The sequence below is a fragment of the Bradyrhizobium lablabi genome, assembly GCF_018131005.1.
GTDB lineage: Bacteria > Pseudomonadota > Alphaproteobacteria > Rhizobiales > Xanthobacteraceae > Bradyrhizobium > Bradyrhizobium lablabi_D.
In genome coordinates this window covers 36,917-60,613 of the sequence record NZ_JAFCJK010000004.1, presented here as the reverse complement: position 1 = coordinate 60,613, position 23,697 = coordinate 36,917, and the positions used below count along the sequence as shown (strand labels likewise).

Here is a 23,697-nt window from a genome sequence, read left to right as displayed (position 1 = left end):
GCGAGTAGCGAATAGGGAAAGGAACTGATCGCGCTTTCCCTAATCGCTACTTCCCATTCGCCCCTACGCCAGCCGGTACGTCCCGCCGATCACCGGATCGCCCTCCGTCGCCACGATGCCGCGCGCGACGAGATCCTCCAGATGCGCGAGCACGGAATAGCCGGCGGCGCCTGCGAGCCGCGGATCGAGCCCGATATAGATCGCACGCACCATGGTCGGGATATCAGCGTCGCCCTTGCCGAGGCGATGCAGGATCGAGGCCTCGCGCGCGCGGCGGTGGCGGGCCAGAAAGCGGACAAAGCGCGGCCCGTCCGGGATTTCCGGCCCATGGCCCGAGAAGTAAAGTTGCTCGGGCCGCTGCTCCAGCCGCTCCAATGAAGCCATGTAGTCGATCATCGAGCCGTCGGGTGGCGCGACTATCGAGGTCGACCAGCCCATCACATGGTCGCCGACGAAGGTGATGCTGCGCGCGGCCCACGCGAAGGCGAGATGATTGGCAGTGTGGCCGGGCGTTGCCACCGCCTCCAGCGCAAAGCCGGAACCTTCGACGACCTCGCCGTGCTTCACCTGGACGTCGGGCCGGAACTCGCGATCGGCGCCGGATTCCGGATTGTGCTTCTCGCTCTCGAACCGCGGGCGCGAGGCGCGGTGCGGTCCCTCGGCATAGACGGTTGCGCCCGTCGCAGCCTTGATCCGCGAGGTGTTTGGCGAGTGGTCCCGGTGGGTGTGGGTCACCAGGATATGCGTCACGGTCTCGCCGCGGACGGCATTCAGCAGCGCCATCGCATGGGTTTCGTCGTCAGGGCCGGGATCGATGATAGCGACCTTGCCGTGGCCCACGATGTAGCTGACCGTGCCGGTGAAGGTGAACGGGCTCGGATTGTTGCAGAGCACGCGGCGAACGCCGGGGCGAACCTGCTCGACGATGCCGGGCTTCAGCGGAAAGTCGCGGTTGAACGGGATGTCGTCATTGTCGGTCATGGAGGAGATTACCTGCTCGCTGTCATTCCCCGCGAACGCGGGAATCCAGTAAACACGGCAGTCGAGCCTGAACGAGCGGACGCCGCAATACTGGATCGTCCGCCTTCGCGGACGATGACAGCGGTGTTTGAGGGCACGCTCGCGGTCCTTACGAAAACGCCTGGATGCCGGTGATGGCGCGCCCGAGGATCAGGGCGTGGACGTCGTGAGTGCCCTCATAGGTGTTCACGGTTTCCAGGTTCGCGGTGTGACGCATCACGTGATATTCAATCTGGATGCCGTTGCCGCCGTGCATGTCGCGGGACACGCGGGCGATGTCGAGCGCCTTACCGCAATTGTTGCGCTTGACGATCGAGATCATCTCGGGCGCCATCTTGCCCTCATCCATCAGGCGGCCGACGCGCAACGACGCTTGCAGGCCGAGCGCGATCTCGGTTTCCATGTCGGCGAGCTTCTTCTGGACGAGCTGGGTGGCGGCGAGCGGGCGGTTGAACTGCTTGCGGTCGAGCGTGTATTGCCGCGCGCGGTGGAAGCAGTCCTCCGCGGCACCCATTGCGCCCCACGAGATACCGTAACGGGCCCGGTTGAGGCAGCCGAACGGTCCCTTCAGGCCGGAAACGTTGGGCAGCAGCGCACTTTCCGGCACGACCACGTTGTCGAGCACGATCTCGCCGGTAATCGAGGCACGAAGGGAGAGCTTGCCGCCGACCTTCGGCGCCGACAGGCCCTTCATGCCCTTCTCCAGGATAAAGCCGCGGATCTGGTTGTCATGCGCGGCCGACTTGGCCCAGACAACGAAGACGTCGGCGATCGGCGCGTTCGAAATCCACATCTTGCTGCCGGTCAGCTTATAGCCGTCCGACACCTTCTCGACGCGGGTCTTCATGCCGCCGGGATCGGAGCCGGCGTCCGGCTCGGTCAGGCCGAAGCAGCCGACCCATTCGCCGGTCGCGAGCTTGGGCAGATATTTCTTGCGCTGGGTTTCGTCGCCATAGGCATAGATCGGGTACATCACCAGCGACGACTGCACCGAATTCATCGAACGGTAGCCGGAATCGACACGCTCGATCTCGCGCGCGACCAGGCCGTAGGCCACGTAGCTCGCATTGGCGCAGCCATATTCCTCCGGCAGCGTGACGCCGATCAGGCCGAGCTCGCCCATTTCGTTGAAGATCTCGCGGTCGGTCTTCTCTTCCAGATAGGCCTTGATAACCCGCGGCAAGAGCTTGTCCTGCGCATAGGCACGCGCGGTGTCGCGGATCAGGCGTTCGTCTTCGGTTAGTTGGTCGTCGAGCAGGAACGGATCATCCCACTGGAAACCGGCCGCAGCCGGCTTGTCCTTGGCCTGGGGGCGCACGCTCATGAAACATCCTTTCGTCTCGGGTCTCGGAATTGGTGATAAAGTAAAGCTCTGTGCTGCGAAGCGCAATTGGGGTGACTCGACATGCAAACCACGCAGCTGCGGTCTGTTGCCTGCGCGCGATGGGCGGAATGACTCCCCGTCAGCTTTCGAGTTTCTCGTTGGAGACGATCTCGATGCCGAAACCCGACAGGCCCTTGTAGTCGTGTGTCGTCGACGTGAGGTGGCGGATCGAGGTGACGCCGAGATCCCTCAGGATTTGCGCGCCTACGCCGACCTCGAGCCACTGCTTGTTGCGATCGGCTTCCGCGGTTTTCGTCTCGCCCACAGGCTCGACCGGAACGCCGGCAGCGCCGTCGCGCAAATAGACAAGTACGCCGCGGCCGGCGTCCTTGAAATGACGCAAGACCGCCTCCATCCGCGCCCGACCGGTGAAGAGGTCTTTCACGATGTTGGGCTTGTGCAGCCGGGTCAGCACGTTCTTGCCGTCGCCGATGCCGTTGTAGACGAAGGCAGCGTGCATGATCTCGTCGAACGGCGAGCGGTAGGCGTAGCCCTGCAGCGGGCCGATCGGGCTCTCCGTGGTAAAGGTCGCGACCCGCTTGATCAGCTTCTCGCGGGCCTGGCGATAGGCGATCATGTCAGCGATCGTGACATGCTTGAGCTTGTGGGCGGCGGCGAAGTTCGAGACCTGCGTGCCCTTCATCACCGTGCCGTCGTCGTTCATCAGCTCGCTGATGACGCCGACCGGTGGCAACCCGGACAATTTGCAGAGATCCACCGCCGCTTCGGTATGGCCGGAACGCAAGAGCACGCCGCCGTCCCGCGCGATCAACGGAAAGATGTGGCCCGGACGCGCAAAATCGCTCGCGCCGACATTGGGATTGGCGAGCGCGCGGCAGCAGGACGCGCGTTCCTCCGCCGATATGCCGGTACCGCCGTCCGCCTTGTAGTCGATCGAGACCGTGAAGGCGGTGGTGTGATTGGACTCGTTATGCGCCACCATCGGATCGAGCCGCAGGCGCCGCGCGTCATCAATCGTGATCGGCGCGCAGACGATGCCGGAGGTGTGGCGGATGATGAAGGCCATCTTCTCCGCCGTGCACAGCGAGGCCGGCACGATCAGATCGCCCTCGCCTTCCCGGTCGTCGTCATCGGTGACGACGACGATTTCGCCCTTTGCAAAGGCTTGCAGCACTTCCTCGATCGTATCGGCCATTGTCCAAAGATCTCTCTATTGCAGGCATTGGATTAGCCGGGTTCCGAACCGCGCGCCAGTATCATAATGCAACCCGCCATGCGTTGCACGGGCATACCAGGACAGCCGGCCACCGCCGCGTAGAAAGGTTCGCCTCACCCTCGGGAGACGTGAGCGAACATCCCGCCTACGGCAGCACCTCGCGCCGCTCGCAGAGCTGGACATCCAGCTCGGCACGCTTGTCCTCGAGCAGGCCGGCGTCGGCGGCCTCGATCACGGCATAAAGTTCGCCGGCGTCGCTGATCCGGGTCACGGTCACATAGTCGGCGCCGGCGGCGTAAAGGTCCTCGACGTCGGCGAGCAGGTCCGCGGTCGCGACGATCTTCGCCGTCGGGTTCAAGGTCCGGACATGGCGGACGAGCTTCTCGTTGTCCGCGCCGACCAGGAGAAAATCCGGCACGCTCAGAATGATGATCTCGGCCTTGCCGATGCCGGCATGGACCAGCGTGTCGACATTGCTGATGTCGCCATAGATCACGTGCATGCCACGGTCGGAGAGCGTGCGGAACACCAGCGGATTGAAGTCGATCACGCTGATCTGCTCGAGCAGCGACTGGTTTTGCCGCTCGATCTGGCTGAGCAGGGCGCTCGCCGCACGGAAAAAGCCGAGAATGACGATGCGCCTGATCTCGCCGTGGCCACCCTCGTGGCCGCGTTCGGCCTGCTGGCGATGGTCGAGGTCGCGAATACCGATCCGCTTCAACGGACCGATCAAGCCGCGCACGACCTGGTCGCTGCGGCTCATCACGAAAGTGCTGAGCACCGCCAGCACCACGAAGGCGAACGAGGCGGCGTTCGCGGTCTCCATCGAGATGTGGTTGGCGGCCACCCCGGTCTGGATCACGACCAGCGAGAATTCGGAGATCTGCGCCAGGTTGACCGCGGGCAACAGGCTTGCGCGCAGCCCCTGCTTCATCAGATAGAGCGGTGTGAACGTCGTGACCGCGCGGCTCACGACCGTGAAGGCCGCGATAACCAGCGCGAGCCCGATCACCGACGGGCCGGGGATCGGGATCGTCATACCGAGCGCGACAAAGAACAGGGTGATGAAGAAATCGCGCAGCGTCGTCACCTTGGCGGTGACATCGAGCGCATAGGGGAAGGTCGACAGCGAGACGCCGGCGACCAGCGAACCCATCTCGCGCGACAGATGCAGCTTCTCGGCGATCTCGCCGATCAGAAAGCACCAGGCCAGCGCGCCGAGCAGCACCAGCTCCGGCCGGCGGGCGATCTGGTGGAACAGTCGTGGCAACACATAGCGGCTCAGGACCAGCGCGGTCGCGACCAGCGCCGCGACGCGCGCGATCGAGAGCACCACCACCCCGATTTGCAGATTGTCGAGGCTCGGCTGCACCGCGAGGAACAGGATTGCGAAGATGTCCTGCAACACCAGCACGCCAAGCGTGATGCGGCCAGGCAGCGTATCGAGCTCACGCTTCTCGTAGAGCACCTTGACGATGATGACCGTCGAGGACAGCGCGCAGGCAACACAGAGATACAGCGCATCGAACCTGCCGCCCCCGATCGACAGGCCGATCGCGGCAAAGAACAGGATCCCGAGCAGGCAGCCGCCGAGCAACTGGCCGGCGCCCGCGAACAGGATGACCTTGCCGGCGCGCACGATCTTCTTCAGATCGATCTCGAGCCCGATCATGAACAGCATGAAGATGAGCCCGAGCTCGGAAATGACGCTGATCGATTCCTGAGACTTGACCAGGCCCATGCCGAATGGACCAATCAAGAAGCCGGCGATAAGGTAGGCCAGGATCAGCGGCTGCCGGGAGAAATGGGCGAAAAGCCCGAGCACCCAGGCAAACAGGATGCTTACGGTGATATCGCGAATAAGTTCGTGCATGCGCAGAAGACTTCCTGTTGCCGCAACCTAGAGGGCCGGGCGTGAGGATCAAGCGAGCAATGTGTCACATCCGCGCAGGCGGCATCTCTCTGATGATGCTCGCCTGCCTGCTCATCGCTCGCACGGGAGAGGCCGCGGCGCAATCCTCCGGGACCGTTGAGCAGAATTTTGCCAATTCGCTGACCACCGTGCCATCGGGTCCGCTCGCCGTATCGGGTGCGCTCTACGTGCCGGTCTATTCCAGCGTGTCGATGAGCCAGGGCAAGCTCCGGGCCGATTTCTCGGTCACGCTCAGCGTGCACAACGCCTCGGAGACCAGCCCACTGGTGCTGAAGCGGATCGCCTATTTCGATACATCAGGAAATATGGTGGAAAGCTACCTCAAGTCGCCGGTCGCGCTAAAACCGTTCTCGACCATCGAGGTCTCTATCGCCACGGCGGATACCCGCGGCGGCACGGGGGCCAATTTCGTGGTGGACTGGGCCGCGCCTGGCGAGATCGCGGAACCGGTCGTCGAAGCGCTCATGGTCGGCAGCGTCGGCGCCGGGCATTATGCCTTCATCAGCCAGGGCCGGCCGATCAGGCTCGTCGGCAAGAACTAGAGCATGATCCGGAAAAGTGTGTAGCGGTTTTCCGAAAAGATCATGCTCAAACAAAGACCTAAAACGCGATGATGATTCAGCCTAACTAATCTCATCGCGCTTTAGACCGGAACAAGACCCAGACCGGAAGACCGCAACGCAACGGCCTTCTCAACCAAGAACAAAACGGAGCGAAATGTCCATGACCACTTCAGCCCAGTTCGACTTTGCACCCCTGCTCCCGGCCGGCCTGCCCGCGCCGGCCGCGCGGTGGACCGGGCTCGCAAAGTACAGCTTCGTCGGCGGCAACAACGATCCCGAGCAGGTCCCGGTCGACGGGCTGGTCGAGGCGGTCACCGCGGTGCTGAAGCGCGAGGGCAAGAATCTCGCGACCTACAACCTCGCCCATGGACCGCAGGGCTATTTGCCCTTGCGCGAGTTTCTGACGCGAAAGCTCAAGCGCGACGCCGGCATCGCCTGCGCTGCGGACGATTTGATGATCGTCTCGGGCTCGTTGCAGGCGCTCGATCTCGTCAATCACACGCTGCTCGCCAAGGGCGACACCGTGCTGATCGAGCAGGAGACCTACCAGGGCTCGTTGAATCGGTTGACGCGGCTCGGCGTCAACGCGGTCGGCATCCCGCTCGATCGCGAGGGCATGCGGATGGATGCGCTGGCGTCCGCGCTCGCCGACCACAAGCGGCGCGGCATCACACCGAAATACATCTACACGATCCCGACCGTGCAGAACCCGACCGGCAGCATCCTTCCCGAGAGCCGTCGCGCCGAGATGTTGAAACTGTCGCGGGACTACGGCGTGCCGATCTTCGAGGACGATTGCTATGCCGACCTGATATGGACCGGCGAGCGCCCGCCCGCGATCTATGCCATGAGCAAGCAGGGCGGCGTGATCCATATCGGCTCATTTTCCAAGTCGATCGCGCCGGCACTGCGGGTCGGCTTCATCGTCGCGCCCTGGGAGATGATGTCGCGGATGCTGGCGCTGAAGACCGACGCCGGCTCCGGCGCGCTGGAACAGATGGTGCTGGCCGAATATTGCGTTCCGCATTTTTCAACGCACGTGCCCAGGCTGACGCGAGTCCTGCGCACAAAGCTCGATACGCTGATGGAGGCGCTGAACGAGCAGTTCGGCACCGCGGCCGAGTTCGAGGCGCCGAAGGGCGGCATCTTCCTCTGGGTCAAGCTCCCCGACAATGTCGACACGTTGAGACTATATCAGGCGGCACTCGCCGCCGGCGTCTCGATCAATCCGGGACCGGAATGGTCGACCGACAGCGCCCATTCCGGCAGCCGCCTCAGGCTGTGCTTCGCAAGCCCCTCGCACGAGCAGATCCGCGAGGGCGTTGCGGTGCTTGCCGAGGTATGCCGCAAGGAGTTCGGCGTGCCGACGCGGAGCAGCAATGTGGAGAAGCGGGGTTAGCGATCTACCCGCGGCACGATGGATTGGTTCGCCGAGGCTGTCACCGGGCGCGCATTCGCGCGACCGGCCGGCGCGCGATGACGCCTATGACCAATCTCTCCACGATTGCGAGGAGCGCCGCGAAGCAATCCATCTCTCACCTTGCGCCTCACCTCACCGCGAACGGTGACTGGTACGGCCGGCCGAACGGCACCCCGTTGACGACCGTCTGCACCGGCTTCAGCAACAAATTGCCGTCGCGCCTGTTGTTGCGGGTGTCGACGAAGGAGACCGGTCCTTCGACGAGATCCATGATCGCGACATCGCCGGAGGCACCTGGCTGCAGGGTGCCGATCTTCGGTGCGCGGTTGATGATCCGCGCCGGCGCCGAGGTCGCCATCGCAACCACCTGCTCCAGCGAGGAGCCCATCGCCAGGAATTTGCTCATCACGTTCGGCAGATAGGGCATTCCCGGCGTGTTGCCAGAGAAGACGTGGATATCGGAGGAAATCGTGTCCGGCGTGCAACCGCCCGGGATCGCGATTTCGGCCACCGTGAAGTCGAAGCTGCCGCCGCCATGGCCGACATCGAACAGCACGCCGCGCTGCTTGGCGGCAAGCGCCGCGGGCAGCAGCTTGCCGTCCTGCACGATGTTGGTGAAGACGCCGCCGATATTCGGCGCGCCGGAATAAGCATGGGTGAGGATATCGCCCGGCCGCAGCAGATTGAGGATGTCAGACATCAGCTCCTTGGTCTCGACGCCGCCGATATGCACCATCATCCGCGCCGGCCAGCCGCACATCTCGCAAGCCTGGATGCCGCGCTTCAGTGGCTCCAGTCCGTGCTTGAAGATGACATTCTCCGACATGCGCACCTTGACGCCGATCAGGAAGTCCGGGTTTTCGGCAAGCGCCATCGCGCAGGCTTCGACCTGTGCGTTGTCGATGTTGTAGAGTTCGGCCACCGGGAAGGCGGACAGGCCGTTGTTGGCGATATGGACGAAGGCGTAGATGCGTGCCCGCGACTGCGCCACGATGTAGCGCCGAAGCGCCGCAAGATTGTTGACCCCGGCATCGCCCGCCGAGACCACCGTGGTCGTACCCTGGAATTGCACCAGTTCGTCGGCGGGAATGCCGATCGCCGAACCATAGGGATAGACGTGGCAATGCAGGTCGACGAGACCCGGCATCACCAGCTTGCCCGACGCGTCGATGGTCTTCGCGGCGCGGGCGGCCGGGATGTCGTTGTCAACGGCCTCGATCATGCCCCAGCGGATGCCGATATCGCGCTTTCCCCGCAGCGACTGGCTCGGATCGATGACGTCGCCGCCCTTGATCACGAGATCGAATTTGTCATTCGGTCCCATCGCGGCATCGGCGGTCCCGGCGACGGCCACCGCGGCGGCAGATCCGGTCAATGCAAGGAAATCGCGGCGTGAAAGCCCGGTCATGGCAATATCCCCCCACGGATGATCTTTATGGCGCGATGATGCGTCGGACGTGGCGGTTAGGCAAGCGTTACCGGAAGCCGACGGCGGACGAATCCACGTATCATGCTCCGCGTCCACCGATAGCACGCGGGGTGCCTGATGCGCTTCGCGAGGAGCAATGCGAACTGACAGCACGCGCATAGGAACGCACGCTTGCTGAACAGCCGTTCAGAAAACTCCTCTCGTTCCTTCGGAACGTTTCCATGTGCGCGATGTTTCTTCCACGCTCAGTTGAGGAGGATGCGATGAGGAAGTTTGGATTTGTTTTCGCCGCGCTCGGTGCGCTTGCCGTTGCGGTGCCGTCGATTGCAAACGCCGAGACCGTCGTGGTCAAGCGCGGCGGCGGCTATCATCACTGGGATCGCGGCTGGAACGCGCGCGCCGAGATGCGCCACGACCGCGGCTGGCACAATGGCTGGCGCCATCACCATCACGACCGCGTCGTGATCGTAAAGAAGCATCGCTACTAAGACCGACACAATGGAAAATGGCTCCTCGCGGAGCCATTTTCTTTGTCGGGTCTTGTGCTGATTTGCAGATCTTTGCTCTTCGAGCTACAGCGGGCAAGTCGATTTTCCCACCTGCATCATCAATCCCACGCCGGCGCGAAAGCCGGATTGACGCACCGCATGTCCTTGCGCAACGCCGCGATTGCCTTGCGGTCGTCATCGTCGAGCTTGACGTTGAGCGCATCGAGATTGGCCTTCTGGCTTTCGGCGCGAGAGGCCTTCGGGATCGCGGCGACGCCCTCCTGGTCGAGCAGCCATTTCAACGCGACCTGGGCCGCGGTCGCATCGTGCTTCCTGCCGATTTTCGCGAGCGTCTCGTCGGTGGCAAAGCGGCCCTGTGCCAGCGGGCAATAGGCGACCAGCGGAATCGATTTCGTCGCGAGATATGTCCGCACCGGTGTCTGGTCCAGCATGGCATGATATTCGACCTGATTACAGGCGATCGGCGCCTTGATGTCCTCCACCACGGTCTTGAGCAGCGCGGTCGTGAAATTGGCGACACCGATGGCGCGGGTGCGGCCCTCTTGCTTCAGCTTCATCAGAGTCTCGAAGACGGCCGGCAGATTCATCGATCGCGACGGCCAGTGCACGAGATAGAGATCGACGTGATCGAGGCGCAATTTCTTCAGGCTGGCGTCGAAAGCCTGGCGGATCGCATCCGGCGCCAGGTTTTCGTGCCAGACTTTTGTCGTGACATGCAGGTCGCCGCGGGCAACCTTCGAGGCGGCGATCGCCGCGCCGATTGCCTCCTCATTGGCGTACATCTCGGCGGTGTCGATATGCCGGTAGCCGAGCCCAAGCGCGCTCTCGACCGCCGCGCGGCAGGTGTCGCCCTGCATGCGGAAGGTGCCGAGACCAAGCCTGGGCAGGCTGATGCCCTGTGTGTGAAGATTTTCCATGTATGACTCCTGAAAGGTCCGCCGCCGGGGAAAGCAGCGGCATCGCCTGTACAAATCGAGCGTGCGAAGCGATGAAAATGGCAGGGCTGCCGACTGTAGTTTGCCCACAAACCGCCCGGTCGGACAAGCCGCCCGTCGCTCAGATGTGGCGTGAAAGCCCGGCCGGCAGACTGGCCATCACCCCTGAGGAGCGCGGTACGCGCGGCTCGGAGGTTCGATATTTGGTGCGGGTTAAAAGACGGGGTGGAAACGTGTCAATGCCAGTCGCAGATGCCGCCGGAGCGGCACGGCCAGGTCTGGATCCGGGTATCGCGCGCCTGCGCGTCGAGCGGGTTCGTGTGTCGCCGCGCGAGCTTGGCGCGGGCGGGAACGCGCGCCGCGCGCGGCTTGTCCTCGGCCGGCGCGGCCGTCACCTTGTTCGTACGAATCATCTTGCGCGGCTTAACATTCTGCTCCTCAACCTTCGGCTCGGCGCTCGCTTGCGGCTCGCTACTGCGATCGGTGTTCGCCTCGATCGGAACCGGCGCGAATTGAGCCGGCGGGCCGAGCCGCTTCGGCGACAGCGCCGCACGCGAGAGATCGAGGCCGAGAAACTCGCTCGGTCGATACTCGTCAGCCGACGCCGCGCTGCCCGACGCCAGAAGCATCGTAAAGGCGACCGCAACCAAACTACCTCTCAGGATCATTACAAACTACCTTCCAGGACCATCAAAGGCCTCCTGAAATTACTCGAATTGAACGGTGATGATGTAGGGAGCCAGCCGCGCAATACCAGCCAGTGTTGCGGGCAAGGTTACCGTCCGACTAGAGCCCTTTTCGTTCCGATAGAATCGGAACGGGGCTCTAGATTCTTGTTTTGATGCGTTTTCTTCACGCGAACCGGTTTCCACTTCGCTCGAAAACGTTCTAGGGCGGCTGCGGAAAGTTCCGGCGACCGCCCTACTCGGCCGCTTGCGCCAGCGGCTGGCCGATCGCGCGTTCCAGCCGCGCGCATTCGGCGCGGTAGCGGGCGACATTGGCTTCCTTGACGTGACCGAAGCCCCGCACAAGGTCGACCGACTTCGCCAGCGCCACCAGTTGCGCCAGATCGAACGGCCCGCTGCCGTCGAGGTGGCGCAGGATCATCGCCGAATATTCGCCCGGCAACGCCCGTTCCATCTTCCGCTCCGCGGTGTAGCCGAAGATGTCGAGGGCCGTGCCGCGCAGGCCCTTGAGCCGCGCCAGCACGCCAAAGACCTTGAACACCCAAGGGCCGAACTCGCGCTTCTGCAGATGTCCGGTGATCCCGTCGCGCCGCGCTAGCAGCGGCGGCGCGAGCAACACCTTCAGCTCCGGCTCGCCGTCGAATTGTTCCTTCATTGCCTTGGCGAATTCGCCGTCAGAGTAAAGTCGCGCGACCTCGTATTCGTCCTTGTAGGCCATCAGCTTGAACAGGCCTTTTGCAAAGGCCTCGGTCAGTTCATGAGAGCCCGGCGCGGCCGCGATCTCAGCAGCGCGGACGCGCGCGACATCGGCGAGATAACGCTTGGCATAGGCCTCGTCCTGATAGTCGGTGAGAAATCTGGCGCGCAGCGCGATCGTCTCATCCAGCGTCCGCTTCACCGGCGCAGCAGCCGCGTTCCTGAAACGCGCCGCACTGACCACGCGCTGCAGATCGTGCGCCGCAAGCCGGCCCCACGAGAACGCGAGCTTGTTCATCTCGACCGCCGCGCCGTTAAGCTCGATGGCCTTCAGGATCGCCTCCAGTGACAGCGGAATCGCGCCGCGCTGGAAGGCGAAGCCGAGCATGAACGCGTTGGTTGCGATGCTGTCGCCCATCAGCGCAGTGGCAAGGCCGGTGGCATCGAGAATGTCAAGATCGCCTGGCGTCACCGCGCCGTTGAGCGCATCACGCATCGCGCCGGCCTCGAAATCGAGGTCGGGATCGATCACAAAGCTCGCGGTCGGCAGCAAATCGGCATTGACGACGGCGCGGGTGACGCCGCGTTCGGCGCGGCTCAGCGCCGGCACGCTGGTGGCGACGACGAGATCGCAGCCGAGGATCAGATTGGCATTGCCGGGCGCAATGCGGACTGTGGTGAGCATGTCGGCCGCCGGCGCGAGGCGGACATGGCTCATGACCGCGCCGTTCTTCTGCGACAGGCCGGTAAAGTCGAGCGTCGAGCAGGCTAGGCCCTGGACATGCGCTGCCATGCCGAGCAGCGCGCCGATCGTGATGACACCGGTGCCCCCGATACCAGTGACTAGGATGTTATAGGGACCGGCGAGCGCGGTTGCCGGCGGAGTCGGCAGATCGGCGAACAGCGCCCCGGGATCGGCCGCGGCGCGGTCGGCCTTGCGCAGCTTCGGATCCTGCACCATGACGAAGCTTGGGCAAAAGCCTTCGACGCATGAAAAGTCTTTGTTGCAGTTCGACTGGTCGATACGGCGCTTGCGGCCGAACTCGGTCTCCAGCGGCTGTACCGAGACGCAGTTCGACGCTACCGAGCAATCGCCACAGCCCTCGCAGACGCGCTCGTTGATGAAGACGCGCTTCGGCGGATCGGGATAGAGCCCGCGCTTCCGGCGGCGGCGCTTCTCGGCGGCGCAGGTCTGGTCGTAGATCAGCACGGTGAGGCCCTTGATATCGCGCAGTTTGCGCTGCACGGCATCGAGCTCACGGCGGTGGTGCACGGTGGCGCCAGCCGGGAAATAGTTCGCGGGATATTTGCCGGGATCGTCGGATACGATCGCGAGCCGCTTGGCGCCTTCGGCTGCGACCTGGTGCGCGATCTGCGACACCGAAAAGCCGCCCTCGGCGGGCTGCCCGCCGGTCATCGCGACCGCGTCGTTGTAGAGGATCTTGTAGGTGATGCTGACGCCGGCGGCGGCGGCGGCGCGCAGCGCCAGCAGGCCGGAATGGGTGTAGGTGCCGTCGCCCAAATTCTGGAACACGTGCTCTTCGCTGGTGAACGGCGCCTGGCCGATCCAGCTCACGCCCTCCGCGCCCATATGAGAGATTGTCGCGGTGCGGCGGTTCGGCACCGACAGCGCCATGCCGTGGCAGCCGATGCCGGCCATGGCGCGGCTGCCATCGGGAATCTTGGTCGAGGTGTTGTGCGGGCAGCCCGAGCAGAAATACGGCGTGCGCTGCAATTTCGCGGTACCTGCGCCTTCGGCCGGGCGGTCGAACGCTTCGAGTTTTGCAAGCCGCTGCTCCAGTATCGGGCTGCGGTGGCCGAGCCTGCGAAGCCGCGCGACCACGGCGGCCGCCACCATGGTCGGTGTCAGCTCGCCCTCGCCCGGCAGAAGCATCGCGCCGCTTTCGTCGCGCTTGCCGACCACCGAGGGACGCTTCGAGGCGTCCATGTTGTAGAGAATGCGGACCAGCTGATCCTCGATGAAGCCGCGCTTCTCCTCCACCACGAGCACGTCCTGCAGGCTCTCGGCGAAGGCGCGCGCGCCGCGCTCTTCCAACGGCCAGGTCAACGCCACCTTGTAGATACGCAAACCGAGCGCCTGCGCCTCCGCATCGGTGATGCCGAGATCGGCCAGCGCCTGGCGAAGATCGAGATAGGCCTTGCCCGTCGCCATGATGCCGAGCCGCGCCGATCTGGAATCCACAACGATACGATCGAAGCGGTTGACGCGGGCGAAGGCAGCGACCGCGTCCATTTTCGGGCCATGCAAACGCCGCTCGGCCTCGAGCGGCGGATCCGGCCAGCGGATCGAGAGCCCGCCCGGCGGCATCTCGAAATCGTCAGGCGTGATGATCTTGATCCGGTTGGGATCGCTGACGATCGAGGCCGAGCTTTCGACCGTCTCCGAGATCGCCTTGAAGCCGACCCAGCAAGCGGAAAAGCGCGACAGCGCAAAACCGAGGATACCGAGATCGAGATAGTCCTGCAGAGTGGCCGGGTTGACCACCGGCATCAACGCAGATGCGAACACCTGCTCGCTTTGGTGGGCCAGCGTCGAAGACTGGCAGCCATGGTCGTCGCCCGCAAGCGCGATTACGCCGCCATGGGGAGAGGTGCCGGCCGAATTGGCGTGCTTGAGCGCATCGAGGGAGCGGTCTACCCCGGGGCCCTTGCCATACCAGATGCCGAACACGCCATCGACCTTGGCGCCCGGGAACATGCCGACCTGCTGGCTGCCCCACACCGCAGTAGCCGCGAGGTCCTCGTTGAGACCCGGCACGAAAGCGATGTCATGCTCTTTCAGGAAGGATTTGGCGCGCCATAGCGCGTGGTCGTACATGCCGAGCGGCGAGCCGCGATAGCCGGAGATGAAGCCCGCGGTGTTCAGCCCATGGGCGCGATCGCGTTCGCGCTGCAGCATGGGCAATCGGACCAGCGCCTGGGTACCGGAGAGGAAGATTCGTTTCGCGTCCAACCGGTACTTGTCGTCCAGTCCAACTTCCATCAACGCCATTCGTCAGGCTCCCCGTCCCGTCTATGCTACGCCGGCCCGAACCGGTCTCGTTGGGAGCGAGCATGCACTGATTTTGCTATGCATGGAAAGCCCCGTTCCATGGCGGCAGGACATATCTCGCGACGTCCCATGGATTGTCGCGGCCCCTTGCCGAAACCCACCTTGTTTGAAACGCTGACGGTCAAAGGGAGACAACCAGGATGAATCCAGCGCCCTTCACGACCAATATTCAGGAGAGTGGCAATCTGCTTGTGGGTCCATGGCGGAGCCCCAAACAGATGCTTCAGGCGCAGGTCTACGACTCCCACGCTTCGATTCACGACGATGCCACCGCGCAAAAGCTTGGCTTTCAGGGCGGGACGATCGAAGGGCCAACGCATTTCAGTCAGTTCGCGCCCTTGTGCGAGCGAATCTGGGGCCAGGCCTGGTTCGAAACGGGCTGCCTGTCCGCGCATTATCGCAATCCAGCGTTCGAAGGCGAAGAGGTGCAGGCCAATATCGAGAAGCCGAAGCCGGGACAGACCGTCTGCGCGATTGGGATGACCAGACGCGACGGCGCGGAGATCTTGCGCGGCACCGCTTCCGTCGGCGGCGACGGCACGGAAACCGCGCTCAGCCGCCGGCTCGGCGAATTGAAGCCGCTGGCCGATCCCGTCATCCTCGCCGACATCAAGGTCGGAATGAAGACCGGCCGACAGGCGATCAAGATGGATTTCGACCAGGACATGGGCGACCTCTACCCGTTTTCGCTGGCCGACAAGCTGAAGGTGATCACTGAACCATCGGCGTACTATTCGCAGGAACACAATCCCTGGGGACGAGCCATCATCCCGATGGAGATGCTGAGCGTGCTGTTCCAGTATCGCGCCCGAGAGGATCGGCTACCGGTCCGAGGCCCCGCGGTCGGTCTGTTCGCAGACCAGGAGATTCGTCTCCTGCGCGGGCCGCTATTCCCGGGCGAGACCTACTGGGCGGAACGCGAAGTTGTCGCGCTCTCAGGCAGCAAGCGCACCGAAAGCATGTGGGTGCGAACGACGGTGTTCGGCGGCGACGGCAAATTGGTCGCGACCATGCTGCTCAACAGCGCCAGCATGAAGGAATCCTACGCCAACTACGAGAGCGAGCACCAGGCACTCTACGCTTGACCGAGCCCCAATTCCGCAAGCTGCCGAACCAGGACAACAACAATGGCCCGCCTGCCCTATCTCGAAGCCGACCAGGTTGCACCCGAATATCGCGACATGCTCAAGCGCAACACCAACCTGCACAAGCTGCTGGTCAACTCACCGGACATGGCGCGCGCCTTCAACGGCATCGGCGGGTACATCCGCTTCAAGAGCAAGCTCGACCCCCGCTTACGCGAGCTCGCGATCCTGCAGGTTGGTTGGCTGGAGAAGTCGGAATACGAATTCACCCATCACGTGAAGATCGGCAAGGAGTTCGGCGTCACCGACGCGGACATCGAGAGCCTGATGGCGGAGACCGAGGGCAAGCCGTCGAAACTCGAACCGCTGGCAAGAGCGATCCTGAAGGGCGCCCGCGAGATGGTCCGCGAGCTTGCGATGTCGGACGCGACCTTCGCCGAAATCAAGAAAGAGTTGTCCGACGAGCACATGACCGATCTGGTGCTGACCATCGCCTTCTACTGCGCCGTGGTCCGCGTGCTCGCTACCATGAAGATCGACAACGAACCCCACTACAGAGAGGTACTGCAGCAGTACCCGATGCCGGGAGTAAAATAGGATGCGCCTGCAAGATCGCGTCGCCATTGTCGTCGGAGCCGGCCAGAGCCCCGGGGAGGGCATCGGCAACGGCCGCGCTACCGCCCTGACCTTCGCGCGCGAGGGCGCCAGGGTCCTGTGCGTCGATCATAATCTGGGCTCGGCGCAAGAAACCGTCGACTTGATCGCGGGCAAAGGCGGCACCGCGGTAGCGTTCAAGGCTGACGTGACCAGGAATTCCGACATCAAGGCGATGATCGCCGACGCGCACGCTCGCTGGGGCAGCGTCGACATCCTGCACAACAATGTCGGCGTCAGCCTCGCCGGCGGCGACGCAGAGTTGCTCGACATCACCGAGGAGGCGTTCGACCGCTGCGTCGCGATCAACCTCAAAAGCTGCATTCTCGCCGCCAAGCACGCGATCCCGATCATGCGGCAGCAGAAGCGCGGCTCGATCATCAACATCTCGTCAATGGCCGCCATCACCACCTACCCTTACGTCGCATACAAGGCGACCAAGTCGGCGATGATCGCCTTTACCGAACAACTCGCCTATCAGAACGCGCAATATGGCATTCGCGCCAATGTGATCTTGCCCGGGCTGATGAACACGCCGATGGCGGTCGACACGCGCGCTCGCGAGTTCAGGAAGAGCCGCGCGGAGGTCGAGGCCGAGCGCGACAGCAAGGTGCCACTGCGCAAGAAGATGGGAACCGGCTGGGACGTCGCGAACGCGGCGCTGTTCCTCGCGTCGGATGAAGCCAACTTCATCACCGGTGTCACGTTGCCGGTCGACGGCGGTGCGAGCATACGGCGCGGTTAACATTGCGGTTAACATTTATTGCTACCGCGCGATCCGGAAATCCCTTGCAACAAACGCGACCAGAAGGACGTGCTGGAATGGAACAGCGACGCGTCAAGACGTCGCACGATTCTGAAAAGTTGAGATATTCCAATAACACAGTGATGTGACGGCAGGTCCACAAATATCGAAATCCGGACTCGTTATCGTCGCACGAAATTCATCAGCAGCCGGTATCAGGCATCCCGTAACTTGGTGACCGGAGCGCGAAGACCCATGAACGAAGAACTCGAGCTCAGACCAGATCAGTGGGAAGCATTGAAAGCGCTGCGGGCTCCCGCCGCGAATCCAACAAGACTGAGCCGGTTTGCCGTCGACAGCCTGATCACGCTCGGCTTTGTTGCCGAGCGTGGCGATTCGTTCGTGCTGACGCCGGCTGGCCGCAAGGCACTGATCCGCGGGTCGTCGCAACTTCTGCAGGACGTCGCGGCCTAGCTTTTACTTCGCGCGGCCAAAGGGCCGCGCAGCATTCACAATTACCACATCGTGCGCCGCGCACGGTCGGGCCATTCGCGATCGTATTGTTCGCCGCCGACCGCGCCCTCGCTCATTTCGGCAAGAATCTGGCCCGGCGTCGGTAAGATCTTTGGATCGACCCGCCTGTCGGGATTCCACAGATCGGCACGCACGATCGCGCGCGCACACTGGAAATACATTTCCTCCACGGTCATCACAATGACCGTGCGCGGCGTCTTGCCGTCCATCTTGAAGGTGGCGAGCAGGTTTGGCTCCGCCGACACATGGGCCCGTCCGTTCACGCGTAGAGTGCTGCCTGCGCCGGGGATCAGGAAGAGCAGCGCGACGCGGGGATCGCGGACGATGTTGCGCAACGAATCGCAGCGGTTGTTGCCGCGGCGGTCCGGCATCATCAGCGTCTTCTCGTCATGGATGCGCACGAAGCCCGCCAGATCGCCGCGTGGCGAACAGTCAAGGCCCTCGGGCCCGCAGGTCGCTAGCGCAGCGAACGGCGATTGCTCGATCAGCACGCGGTAGGGCGGCGTCACGCGAGCGGCGACCTTCACGGTCGAGGCGTCGTTTGGAAAGCCGTAGATCGCCTCGAGCTGCTCGATCGTTTCGATCACCGACATCTCCGCACACTCCAATACTAACTTTCCCAACGCTCGCCCTTGATGATCCGGACAAGCTGTCGCGCGTGGTATTCCGCAGTCCCGGAATTCACGATGGTGAAATCCGGCGCCGGCGTGGCTTCGTCGACAGTGCGGGCCAGCCGCTGTGCAAGCTGGCCGTCGCTGGCCCGGGCGCGCATCGCGAGCCGCGCGGCGAGCACGTCCGGCGGCGCAGTGATCGAGACAACCGTGACATTGCCATAGTCGCGGCGCGTCGCCGCTATCACGGTGCGCGAGACATTGGCGATCACGGTGCGGCCGGCGCGAATATCGTCGTCGATTGCCCGCGACAGCGCGTAGCGGTGCCCATGAGCCTCCCAGTGCATGGCGTAGTCGCCGTCCGCGAGCGCGCGCTCGAACGCCTCTGCGCTCACTTCCTCATTGTCCTCAAATGCCGAGGCCTTGCGGGTGATCGACCGGCGCGGGAACACGATGTTGCGATCCTCGACGCAGGCGGCCCTCGCAAGTCCAAGCAACGTATCCTTGCCGGCTCCGCTCGGACCGACCACCAGTACCAGGCGGCCGGGGCCGATCGCCGTGACGCGCTGCCCGGTGATCACAGGGACGTCGCTCATGCAACCCTCCCGCCTTCGCGCCAGACGCTGCGCACGACCGGCAGATCGCGAGCGACGTGCACGCGGATCAGGTCGGCGCGCTTGCCGACTGCTATCTCGCCGCGGTCGGTGAGCCCGACCGCCTCAGCCGGCGTTCTGGTCACGGTGCGGACGGCGGAGGCGAGATTGATCGCCGGCACGCGCTGAGGCAGCTGGAGCGCCGCCATCAACAGGCTGGAGGGGATGTAGTCCGACGACAGAATGTCAAGCAGCCCCTCGCGGGCGAGATCGACGGCGGCGATGTTGCCGGAATGCGAACCGCCGCGCACCACGTTCGGGGCTCCCATCAGGACATCAATACCGGCCGCGTGCAGGCCGCGCGCGGCCTCCATGGTGGTCGGGAATTCCGCCACTGCGACTTGATCGCAGACGGCATCCGCCACGTTCTCCTCGGTGGTGTCGTCATGGCTCGCCAGCGGAACCCGGTATTGCCGAGCCAGCGCGACAATCTCGCGCATATTGGTCGCAGCATATTGCTTCTGGTAGTCAAAGCGTCGCGCAAACAGCACGTCGAGTTCGGCGTCGGTCATGCCGCCGCCTTTGCCACGGTAATAGTCGCGGAGCTTTACCTCGTCGCGGAACTGGCGCTGACCAGGCGTATGGTCCATCAGTGACATCAGCCGCACATCGGGTCGGCCGATCAGTTCCTTGGCTTCGGCAACCACATCGGGCATCGGCACTTCGCAGCGCAGATGCAGGAAGTGATCGGCGCGCAGCAGATTCTCCTCGCGCGCCGTCGAGATCGCCGCCGACAAGATGCCGGCCCGGCCATCGACGTCCTCGGCGCCGTCCTCGCGCCAGACGCGGAGCGAATCCAGCACGGTGGTGATGCCGGAGGTCGCAAGCTGTCCGTCATAGGAAATGACGGCGGCAACGGGATCCCAAAACACCTTTGGCCGCGGCACGTAGTGCGCTTCGAGATGGTCGGTGTGCAGCTCGATCAGCCCGGGCATGATCATGTCACCGCCGGCGTCCTCGGCCGCTTCGGGCGCGCTGCCCTCGCCGAATTCGGCGATCTTGCCGTTGGCGATGGCCACCCAGCCCCGCTCGATCACGCGATCGGCGAGGACGACCCGGGCGTTGCCGATGATGGTGTCTTGCGCGGCAGTCATCTCATCCTGTCCTTCAGGCTGCGGCGGCGAACGAGGTCACATCAACGATGCGATCTGCGATCAGATGGCGGATCTCGTCGTCATGGACGATCGCAACCATCGCGACCCCCCTTTTTTTCTTTTCGGCGATCAGCTCAACCACCACGGCCCGGTTGGCGGCGTCCAGCGAGGCGGTCGGCTCGTCAAGCAGCAGGATCGGCAAGTCCGAGATGAAGCCGCGCGCGATGTTGACGCGCTGCTGCTCGCCGCCGGAGAAGGTCGAGGGCGGAAGGCACCACAGCCGCTCAGGAATGTTGAGCCGGCGCAGCAGGCGGCCTGCGCGTTCGCGGGCCTCCTCGCGCGCCACGCCGTTGACGGTCAAGGGCTCGGCGACGACGTCGGTTGTCGGCACGCGCGGCACCGCGCGCAGAAACTGGCTGACATAGCCGATGGTCGAGCGACGCACGCTCAGCACCAGTCGCGGCTCTGCGGTGGCGAGATCAATCACCGCGCCCTGGTGGCGGATGCCGATCCGGCCGCCGTCGCAACGGTAATTGCCGAAGATCATCTTCAGGATCGAGGACTTGCCGGCACCCGACGGCCCCGAAAGCACCACGCATTCGCCGGGCTCGACATGAAAAGAGACGCCGCGCACCACGGGCAGCTCAACCCCGCCTTGCAGGTGCATTGTGAAGGTCTTTTCGGCGTTGGCAATGTCGATCATCGCGGTCATTGGACTAGCTCATGGCGGAAGGATCGAGGAAACGAGCAGTTGAGTATAGGGCTCGCAGGGATCGTCGAGCACCTGGTCGGTGAGGCCGGTCTCGATGACGCGGCCGCCCTTCATCACCATCACGCGGTGCGACAGCAGGCGGGCAACGGCGAGATCATGGGTCACGACGATGGCGGCAAGACCGAGCTCGCTGACGAGGTTGCGCATGAGATCGAGCAGGCGCGCCTGCACCGAGACGTCGAGGCCGCCGGTCGGCTCGTCCATGAACACCAGCCGCGGCTCGGTGACGAGATTGCGCGCGATCTGCAGCCGTTGCCGCATACCGCCGGAATAGGTCCGTGGCGCGTCGTCGATGCGGCCGACATCGATCTCGACGCGCTCGAGCCAGCCCGAGGCGGTGTCGCGGATGCGGCCGTAATGATTCCAGCCAACCGCCATCAGCCGCTCGCCGACATTGGCGCCGGCGGACACCGCCATGCGCAGCCCTTGCGCGGGATCCTGATGTACATAGCCCCAATCGGTGCGAAACAGGAAACGCCGCTCGGCTTCGCCGAGCTCGGCGAGGTCGCGCAGCACCTCATCGCGCATCCGATAGGACACGCGGCCCGCGCTCGGCGCAAGCTGCGCCGACAGAAGCTGCAACAGCGTCGATTTTCCAGAGCCGGATTCGCCGACAATCGCCAGCACCTCGCCGGGATAGAGCGAGAACGAGACGTCGCGGCAGGCCGCGAGTTGGCCGTAGTTCTTGGCAAGCCCTTCGGCGACCAAGAGCGGCTGGTCGGTGTCGAGGCTCGTCGGCTCAGACATGCGCCTTCTCCTTGTGCGGCGCGGCGCTTTCGGTGCCGTGATGGCCGGCCGCCTGGCGCGACTCGCAGAAATCGGTGTCGGAGCAGACGAACATCCGTCCTCCCTTGTCATCGGTGACGATCTCGTCGAGATAGGAACCGTCAGCTCCGCACAATGCGCAGGGCGCATCGAACCGGTAACGGGTGAAGGGGTGATCCTCGAAGTCGAGCGACACCACGGCCGTGTGCGGCGGGATCGCGTAGATGCGCTTCTCGCGGCCGGCGCCGAACAGTTGCAGCGCCGGGCAATTGTCCATCTTCGGATTGTCGAATTTCGGCGTCGGTGAGGGATCCATCACATAGCGCGCGTTGACCTTCACCGGATAGGCATAGGAGGTCGCGATATGGCCGAAGCGGGCAATGTCCTCATAGAGCTTGACATGCATCAGTCCGTATTCGGCAAGCGCATGCATGCGTCGCGTTTCGGTCTCGCGTGGCTCGAGAAAGCGTAGCGGTTCCGGGATCGGCACCTGATAGACCAGCACCTGGCCTGCATGCAGCGGCGCCTCGGGAATCCGGTGCCGGGTCTGGATCACGGTTGCTTCGGCGGTCGCGGTCGTGGTGGCAACGCCAGCAGTCTTGCCGAAGAATTTGCGGATCGAGATCGCGTTGGTGGTGTCGTCCGAACCCTGGTCGATCACTTTCAGCACGTCATCGGGCCCGAGGATCGCCGCCGTCACCTGTACGCCTCCGGTGCCCCATCCATAGGGCATCGGCATCTCGCGGCTCGCAAACGGCACCTGGTAGCCGGGGATCGCGATCGCCTTCAGGATCGCGCGGCGGATCATCCGTTTGGTCTGTTCGTCGAGATAGGCGAAATTGTAAGCCGGCGCGTTCATTCCGCGGCCTCCTGCATGTCAGGAGCCTCATTGGCCTCGGCGAATTCCTTGCGCAGCTTGCGCAACAGGCCAAGCTCGGATTGGAAGTCGACATAATGCGGCAGCTTCAAGTGCTCGACGAAGCCGGTCGCCTGCACATTGTCGGAATGCGACATCACGAATTCCTCGTCCTGCGCCGGCGCGTTGGCCTCCTCGCCGAGCTCGCGCGCCCGCAAGGAGCGGTCGACCAGCGCCATCGACATGGTCTTGCGCTCGCTCTGCCCGAAGGCGAGGCCATAGCCGCGGGTGAAGCACGGCGCTTCGGTCGCCGAGCCCCTGAACTGGTTGACCATCTGGCACTCGGTCAGCGCGATCGATCCGAGTGGCACGGCAAAGCCGGCATCCTCCGCGAAGAACTCGACCTCGACCTCGCCGAACCGGATCTCACCGGCAAAGGGATGGTTGCGGCCATAGCCGCGCTGCGAGGAATAACCGAGCGCCAACAAGAAGCCCTCATCGGCGCGGGCCAGATTCTGCAGTCGCAGATCGCGGTCGGCCGGAAAGCTCAGCGGCTCGCGCGTGAGATCTCCGACCACCGCGTCGGCGTCCGCGGCCGGCGACCGCTCGATCAGGCCGTCGCGGCCGAGGATATCGGTGACGCGCGGCATCGCCGCCTGTGCTGCCTCCGACGTCACCGGCTGTTCCGGCACAAATCCTTCGGCAAGCTGCGGATCGAGCAGGCGATGGGTGTAGTCAAACGTTGGACCCAGAATCTGGCCGCCCGGAATATCCTTGAAGGTGGAGGAGATCCGCCGGCGCACCTGCATCTCGCCGGTGTTGACCGGCTCGGTAGCGCCGAAGCGCGGTAGCGTGGCGCGGAAGGCACGGACGAGGAAGATCGCCTCGATCATGTCGCCGCGCGCCTGCTTGATCGCAAGCGCTGCGAGTTCGCGGTCATAGAGCGAACCTTCGGTCATGACACGGTCGACGCCGAGCGAAAGCTGTTCGGCGATTTGCGACAGCGACACTTCCGGTACATCGCGATCGCCGCGCCGCTCATGAGCGAGCAGGCGGTGGGCATTCTCGATGGCGCGCTCGCCTCCCTTGACGGCTACATACAT

22 protein-coding genes are annotated in these 23,697 nt (G+C 63.9%); 7 read left to right on the top strand and 15 right to left on the bottom strand.

Going from position 1 to position 23,697, the window contains the following annotated elements; all coding sequences use genetic code 11:
- Positions 1-63: 63 nt before the first annotated feature.
- From JQ553_RS13400 to JQ553_RS13385, 4 genes are all read right to left on the bottom strand, one after another.
- Positions 64-981, bottom strand: a complete 918-nt coding sequence (locus JQ553_RS13400; RefSeq protein ID WP_212500450.1) for an MBL fold metallo-hydrolase — start codon at positions 979-981, stop codon at positions 64-66.
- A gap of 148 nt (positions 982-1,129) precedes the next feature.
- Entirely contained in the window at positions 1,130-2,344 is a 1,215-nt protein-coding gene (locus JQ553_RS13395; protein WP_212500449.1) for an acyl-CoA dehydrogenase, read from the bottom strand.
- A gap of 139 nt (positions 2,345-2,483) precedes the next feature.
- Entirely contained in the window at positions 2,484-3,560 is a 1,077-nt protein-coding gene (gene ribB, locus JQ553_RS13390) for a 3,4-dihydroxy-2-butanone-4-phosphate synthase (protein ID WP_212500448.1), read from the bottom strand.
- A gap of 166 nt (positions 3,561-3,726) precedes the next feature.
- Positions 3,727-5,454, bottom strand: a complete 1,728-nt coding sequence (locus JQ553_RS13385; RefSeq protein ID WP_212500447.1) for a cation:proton antiporter — start codon at positions 5,452-5,454, stop codon at positions 3,727-3,729.
- 59 nt (positions 5,455-5,513) lie between these two features.
- Between JQ553_RS13385 and JQ553_RS13380 the strand changes: the two genes are divergently transcribed.
- Both JQ553_RS13380 and JQ553_RS13375 read left to right on the top strand, forming a co-directional pair.
- Positions 5,514-6,056 (top strand): DUF3124 domain-containing protein, encoded by a 543-nt coding sequence (locus tag JQ553_RS13380; RefSeq protein ID WP_409363065.1) that lies wholly within the window; start codon positions 5,514-5,516, stop codon positions 6,054-6,056.
- A gap of 181 nt (positions 6,057-6,237) precedes the next feature.
- Positions 6,238-7,476, top strand: coding sequence for a PLP-dependent aminotransferase family protein (locus JQ553_RS13375; RefSeq protein ID WP_212500446.1), 1,239 nt, complete (start codon positions 6,238-6,240; stop codon positions 7,474-7,476).
- Between the two features lie 148 nt (positions 7,477-7,624).
- On the opposite strand, the gene JQ553_RS13370 is transcribed toward JQ553_RS13375, so the two are convergent.
- Complete coding sequence (locus tag JQ553_RS13370) at positions 7,625-8,905, bottom strand: amidohydrolase family protein (RefSeq protein WP_212500445.1); 1,281 nt, start codon at positions 8,903-8,905, stop codon at positions 7,625-7,627.
- Positions 8,906-9,189: 284 nt separating this feature from the next.
- Here JQ553_RS13370 and JQ553_RS13365 point away from each other — a divergent pair, with 284 nt between their 5' ends.
- Positions 9,190-9,414, top strand: a complete 225-nt coding sequence (locus JQ553_RS13365) for a hypothetical protein (protein WP_212500444.1) — start codon at positions 9,190-9,192, stop codon at positions 9,412-9,414.
- A 119-nt stretch (positions 9,415-9,533) separates the two neighbouring features.
- Here the strand turns inward: JQ553_RS13365 and JQ553_RS13360 are convergent, their stop codons facing one another.
- From JQ553_RS13360 to JQ553_RS13350, 3 genes are all read right to left on the bottom strand, one after another.
- Complete coding sequence (locus tag JQ553_RS13360) at positions 9,534-10,352, bottom strand: aldo/keto reductase (RefSeq protein ID WP_212500443.1); 819 nt, start codon at positions 10,350-10,352, stop codon at positions 9,534-9,536.
- A 254-nt stretch (positions 10,353-10,606) separates the two neighbouring features.
- A complete protein-coding gene (locus JQ553_RS13355; RefSeq protein ID WP_212500442.1) occupies positions 10,607-11,038 on the bottom strand; it encodes a hypothetical protein in 432 nt (143 codons plus the stop codon).
- 253 nt (positions 11,039-11,291) lie between these two features.
- Positions 11,292-14,765, bottom strand: coding sequence for an indolepyruvate ferredoxin oxidoreductase family protein (locus JQ553_RS13350; protein WP_212500441.1), 3,474 nt, complete (start codon positions 14,763-14,765; stop codon positions 11,292-11,294).
- 200 nt (positions 14,766-14,965) lie between these two features.
- Here JQ553_RS13350 and JQ553_RS13345 point away from each other — a divergent pair, with 200 nt between their 5' ends.
- The 4 genes from JQ553_RS13345 to JQ553_RS13330 all read left to right on the top strand — a co-directional run bounded on the left by JQ553_RS13345 (position 14,966) and on the right by JQ553_RS13330 (position 17,783).
- Positions 14,966-15,910, top strand: a complete 945-nt coding sequence (locus JQ553_RS13345) for a hotdog fold domain-containing protein (protein WP_212500440.1) — start codon at positions 14,966-14,968, stop codon at positions 15,908-15,910.
- Positions 15,911-15,952: 42 nt separating this feature from the next.
- Positions 15,953-16,507: a carboxymuconolactone decarboxylase family protein gene (locus JQ553_RS13340; RefSeq protein ID WP_212500439.1), complete on the top strand. Its 555-nt coding sequence runs from the start codon at positions 15,953-15,955 to the stop codon at positions 16,505-16,507.
- Position 16,508: 1 nt separating this feature from the next.
- A complete protein-coding gene (locus tag JQ553_RS13335) occupies positions 16,509-17,309 on the top strand; it encodes an SDR family NAD(P)-dependent oxidoreductase (protein WP_212500438.1) in 801 nt (266 codons plus the stop codon).
- A gap of 255 nt (positions 17,310-17,564) precedes the next feature.
- A complete protein-coding gene (locus tag JQ553_RS13330; protein WP_212500437.1) occupies positions 17,565-17,783 on the top strand; it encodes a hypothetical protein in 219 nt (72 codons plus the stop codon).
- 41 nt (positions 17,784-17,824) lie between these two features.
- Here the strand turns inward: JQ553_RS13330 and JQ553_RS13325 are convergent, their stop codons facing one another.
- From JQ553_RS13325 to JQ553_RS13295, 7 genes are read right to left on the bottom strand one after another with little or no spacing between them, the layout of a single operon-like run.
- A complete protein-coding gene (locus JQ553_RS13325; RefSeq protein WP_212500436.1) occupies positions 17,825-18,436 on the bottom strand; it encodes a pyridoxamine 5'-phosphate oxidase family protein in 612 nt (203 codons plus the stop codon).
- Positions 18,437-18,453: 17 nt separating this feature from the next.
- On the bottom strand, positions 18,454-19,050 hold the full coding sequence (gene phnN, locus JQ553_RS13320; protein WP_212500435.1) for a phosphonate metabolism protein/1,5-bisphosphokinase (PRPP-forming) PhnN: 597 nt from the start codon (positions 19,048-19,050) through the stop codon (positions 18,454-18,456).
- Positions 19,047-20,201, bottom strand: a complete 1,155-nt coding sequence (locus JQ553_RS13315) for an alpha-D-ribose 1-methylphosphonate 5-triphosphate diphosphatase (RefSeq protein WP_212500434.1) — start codon at positions 20,199-20,201, stop codon at positions 19,047-19,049. The genes phnN and JQ553_RS13315 overlap by 4 nt, the downstream gene beginning before the upstream one ends.
- 13 nt (positions 20,202-20,214) lie before the next feature.
- Positions 20,215-20,913, bottom strand: coding sequence for a phosphonate C-P lyase system protein PhnL (gene phnL, locus JQ553_RS13310; RefSeq protein WP_212500433.1), 699 nt, complete (start codon positions 20,911-20,913; stop codon positions 20,215-20,217).
- 9 nt (positions 20,914-20,922) lie between these two features.
- Positions 20,923-21,720, bottom strand: a complete 798-nt coding sequence (gene phnK, locus JQ553_RS13305; protein WP_212500432.1) for a phosphonate C-P lyase system protein PhnK — start codon at positions 21,718-21,720, stop codon at positions 20,923-20,925.
- Positions 21,713-22,597 carry an alpha-D-ribose 1-methylphosphonate 5-phosphate C-P-lyase PhnJ gene (locus JQ553_RS13300; RefSeq protein ID WP_212500431.1) on the bottom strand — a complete coding sequence of 295 codons (885 nt, stop codon included), beginning with the start codon at positions 22,595-22,597 and terminating at the stop codon, positions 21,713-21,715. The genes phnK and JQ553_RS13300 overlap by 8 nt, the downstream gene beginning before the upstream one ends.
- Entirely contained in the window at positions 22,594-23,697 is a 1,104-nt protein-coding gene (locus JQ553_RS13295) for a carbon-phosphorus lyase complex subunit PhnI (protein ID WP_212500430.1), read from the bottom strand. The genes JQ553_RS13300 and JQ553_RS13295 overlap by 4 nt, the downstream gene beginning before the upstream one ends.

Bases quoted from the DNA above. Each gene is read 5' to 3' on its own strand.
- JQ553_RS13400 (WP_212500450.1), bottom strand. From the start codon at position 981: ATGACCGACAATGACGACATCCCGTTCAACCGCGACTTTCCGCTGAAG.
- JQ553_RS13395 (WP_212500449.1), bottom strand. From the start codon at position 2,344: ATGAGCGTGCGCCCCCAGGCCAAGGACAAGCCGGCTGCGGCCGGTTTC.
- ribB (WP_212500448.1), bottom strand. From the start codon at position 3,560: ATGGCCGATACGATCGAGGAAGTGCTGCAAGCCTTTGCAAAGGGCGAA.
- JQ553_RS13385 (WP_212500447.1), bottom strand. From the start codon at position 5,454: ATGCACGAACTTATTCGCGATATCACCGTAAGCATCCTGTTTGCCTGG.
- JQ553_RS13380 (WP_409363065.1), top strand. From the start codon at position 5,514: ATGTGTCACATCCGCGCAGGCGGCATCTCTCTGATGATGCTCGCCTGC.
- JQ553_RS13375 (WP_212500446.1), top strand. From the start codon at position 6,238: ATGACCACTTCAGCCCAGTTCGACTTTGCACCCCTGCTCCCGGCCGGC.
- JQ553_RS13370 (WP_212500445.1), bottom strand. From the start codon at position 8,905: ATGACCGGGCTTTCACGCCGCGATTTCCTTGCATTGACCGGATCTGCC.
- JQ553_RS13365 (WP_212500444.1), top strand. From the start codon at position 9,190: ATGAGGAAGTTTGGATTTGTTTTCGCCGCGCTCGGTGCGCTTGCCGTT.
- JQ553_RS13360 (WP_212500443.1), bottom strand. From the start codon at position 10,352: ATGGAAAATCTTCACACACAGGGCATCAGCCTGCCCAGGCTTGGTCTC.
- JQ553_RS13355 (WP_212500442.1), bottom strand. From the start codon at position 11,038: ATGATCCTGAGAGGTAGTTTGGTTGCGGTCGCCTTTACGATGCTTCTG.
- JQ553_RS13350 (WP_212500441.1), bottom strand. From the start codon at position 14,765: ATGGCGTTGATGGAAGTTGGACTGGACGACAAGTACCGGTTGGACGCG.
- JQ553_RS13345 (WP_212500440.1), top strand. From the start codon at position 14,966: ATGAATCCAGCGCCCTTCACGACCAATATTCAGGAGAGTGGCAATCTG.
- JQ553_RS13340 (WP_212500439.1), top strand. From the start codon at position 15,953: ATGGCCCGCCTGCCCTATCTCGAAGCCGACCAGGTTGCACCCGAATAT.
- JQ553_RS13335 (WP_212500438.1), top strand. From the start codon at position 16,509: ATGCGCCTGCAAGATCGCGTCGCCATTGTCGTCGGAGCCGGCCAGAGC.
- JQ553_RS13330 (WP_212500437.1), top strand. From the start codon at position 17,565: ATGAACGAAGAACTCGAGCTCAGACCAGATCAGTGGGAAGCATTGAAA.
- JQ553_RS13325 (WP_212500436.1), bottom strand. From the start codon at position 18,436: ATGTCGGTGATCGAAACGATCGAGCAGCTCGAGGCGATCTACGGCTTT.
- phnN (WP_212500435.1), bottom strand. From the start codon at position 19,050: ATGAGCGACGTCCCTGTGATCACCGGGCAGCGCGTCACGGCGATCGGC.
- JQ553_RS13315 (WP_212500434.1), bottom strand. From the start codon at position 20,201: ATGACTGCCGCGCAAGACACCATCATCGGCAACGCCCGGGTCGTCCTC.
- phnL (WP_212500433.1), bottom strand. From the start codon at position 20,913: ATGACCGCGATGATCGACATTGCCAACGCCGAAAAGACCTTCACAATG.
- phnK (WP_212500432.1), bottom strand. From the start codon at position 21,720: ATGTCTGAGCCGACGAGCCTCGACACCGACCAGCCGCTCTTGGTCGCC.
- JQ553_RS13300 (WP_212500431.1), bottom strand. From the start codon at position 22,597: ATGAACGCGCCGGCTTACAATTTCGCCTATCTCGACGAACAGACCAAA.
- JQ553_RS13295 (WP_212500430.1), bottom strand. From the start codon at position 23,697: ATGTATGTAGCCGTCAAGGGAGGCGAGCGCGCCATCGAGAATGCCCAC.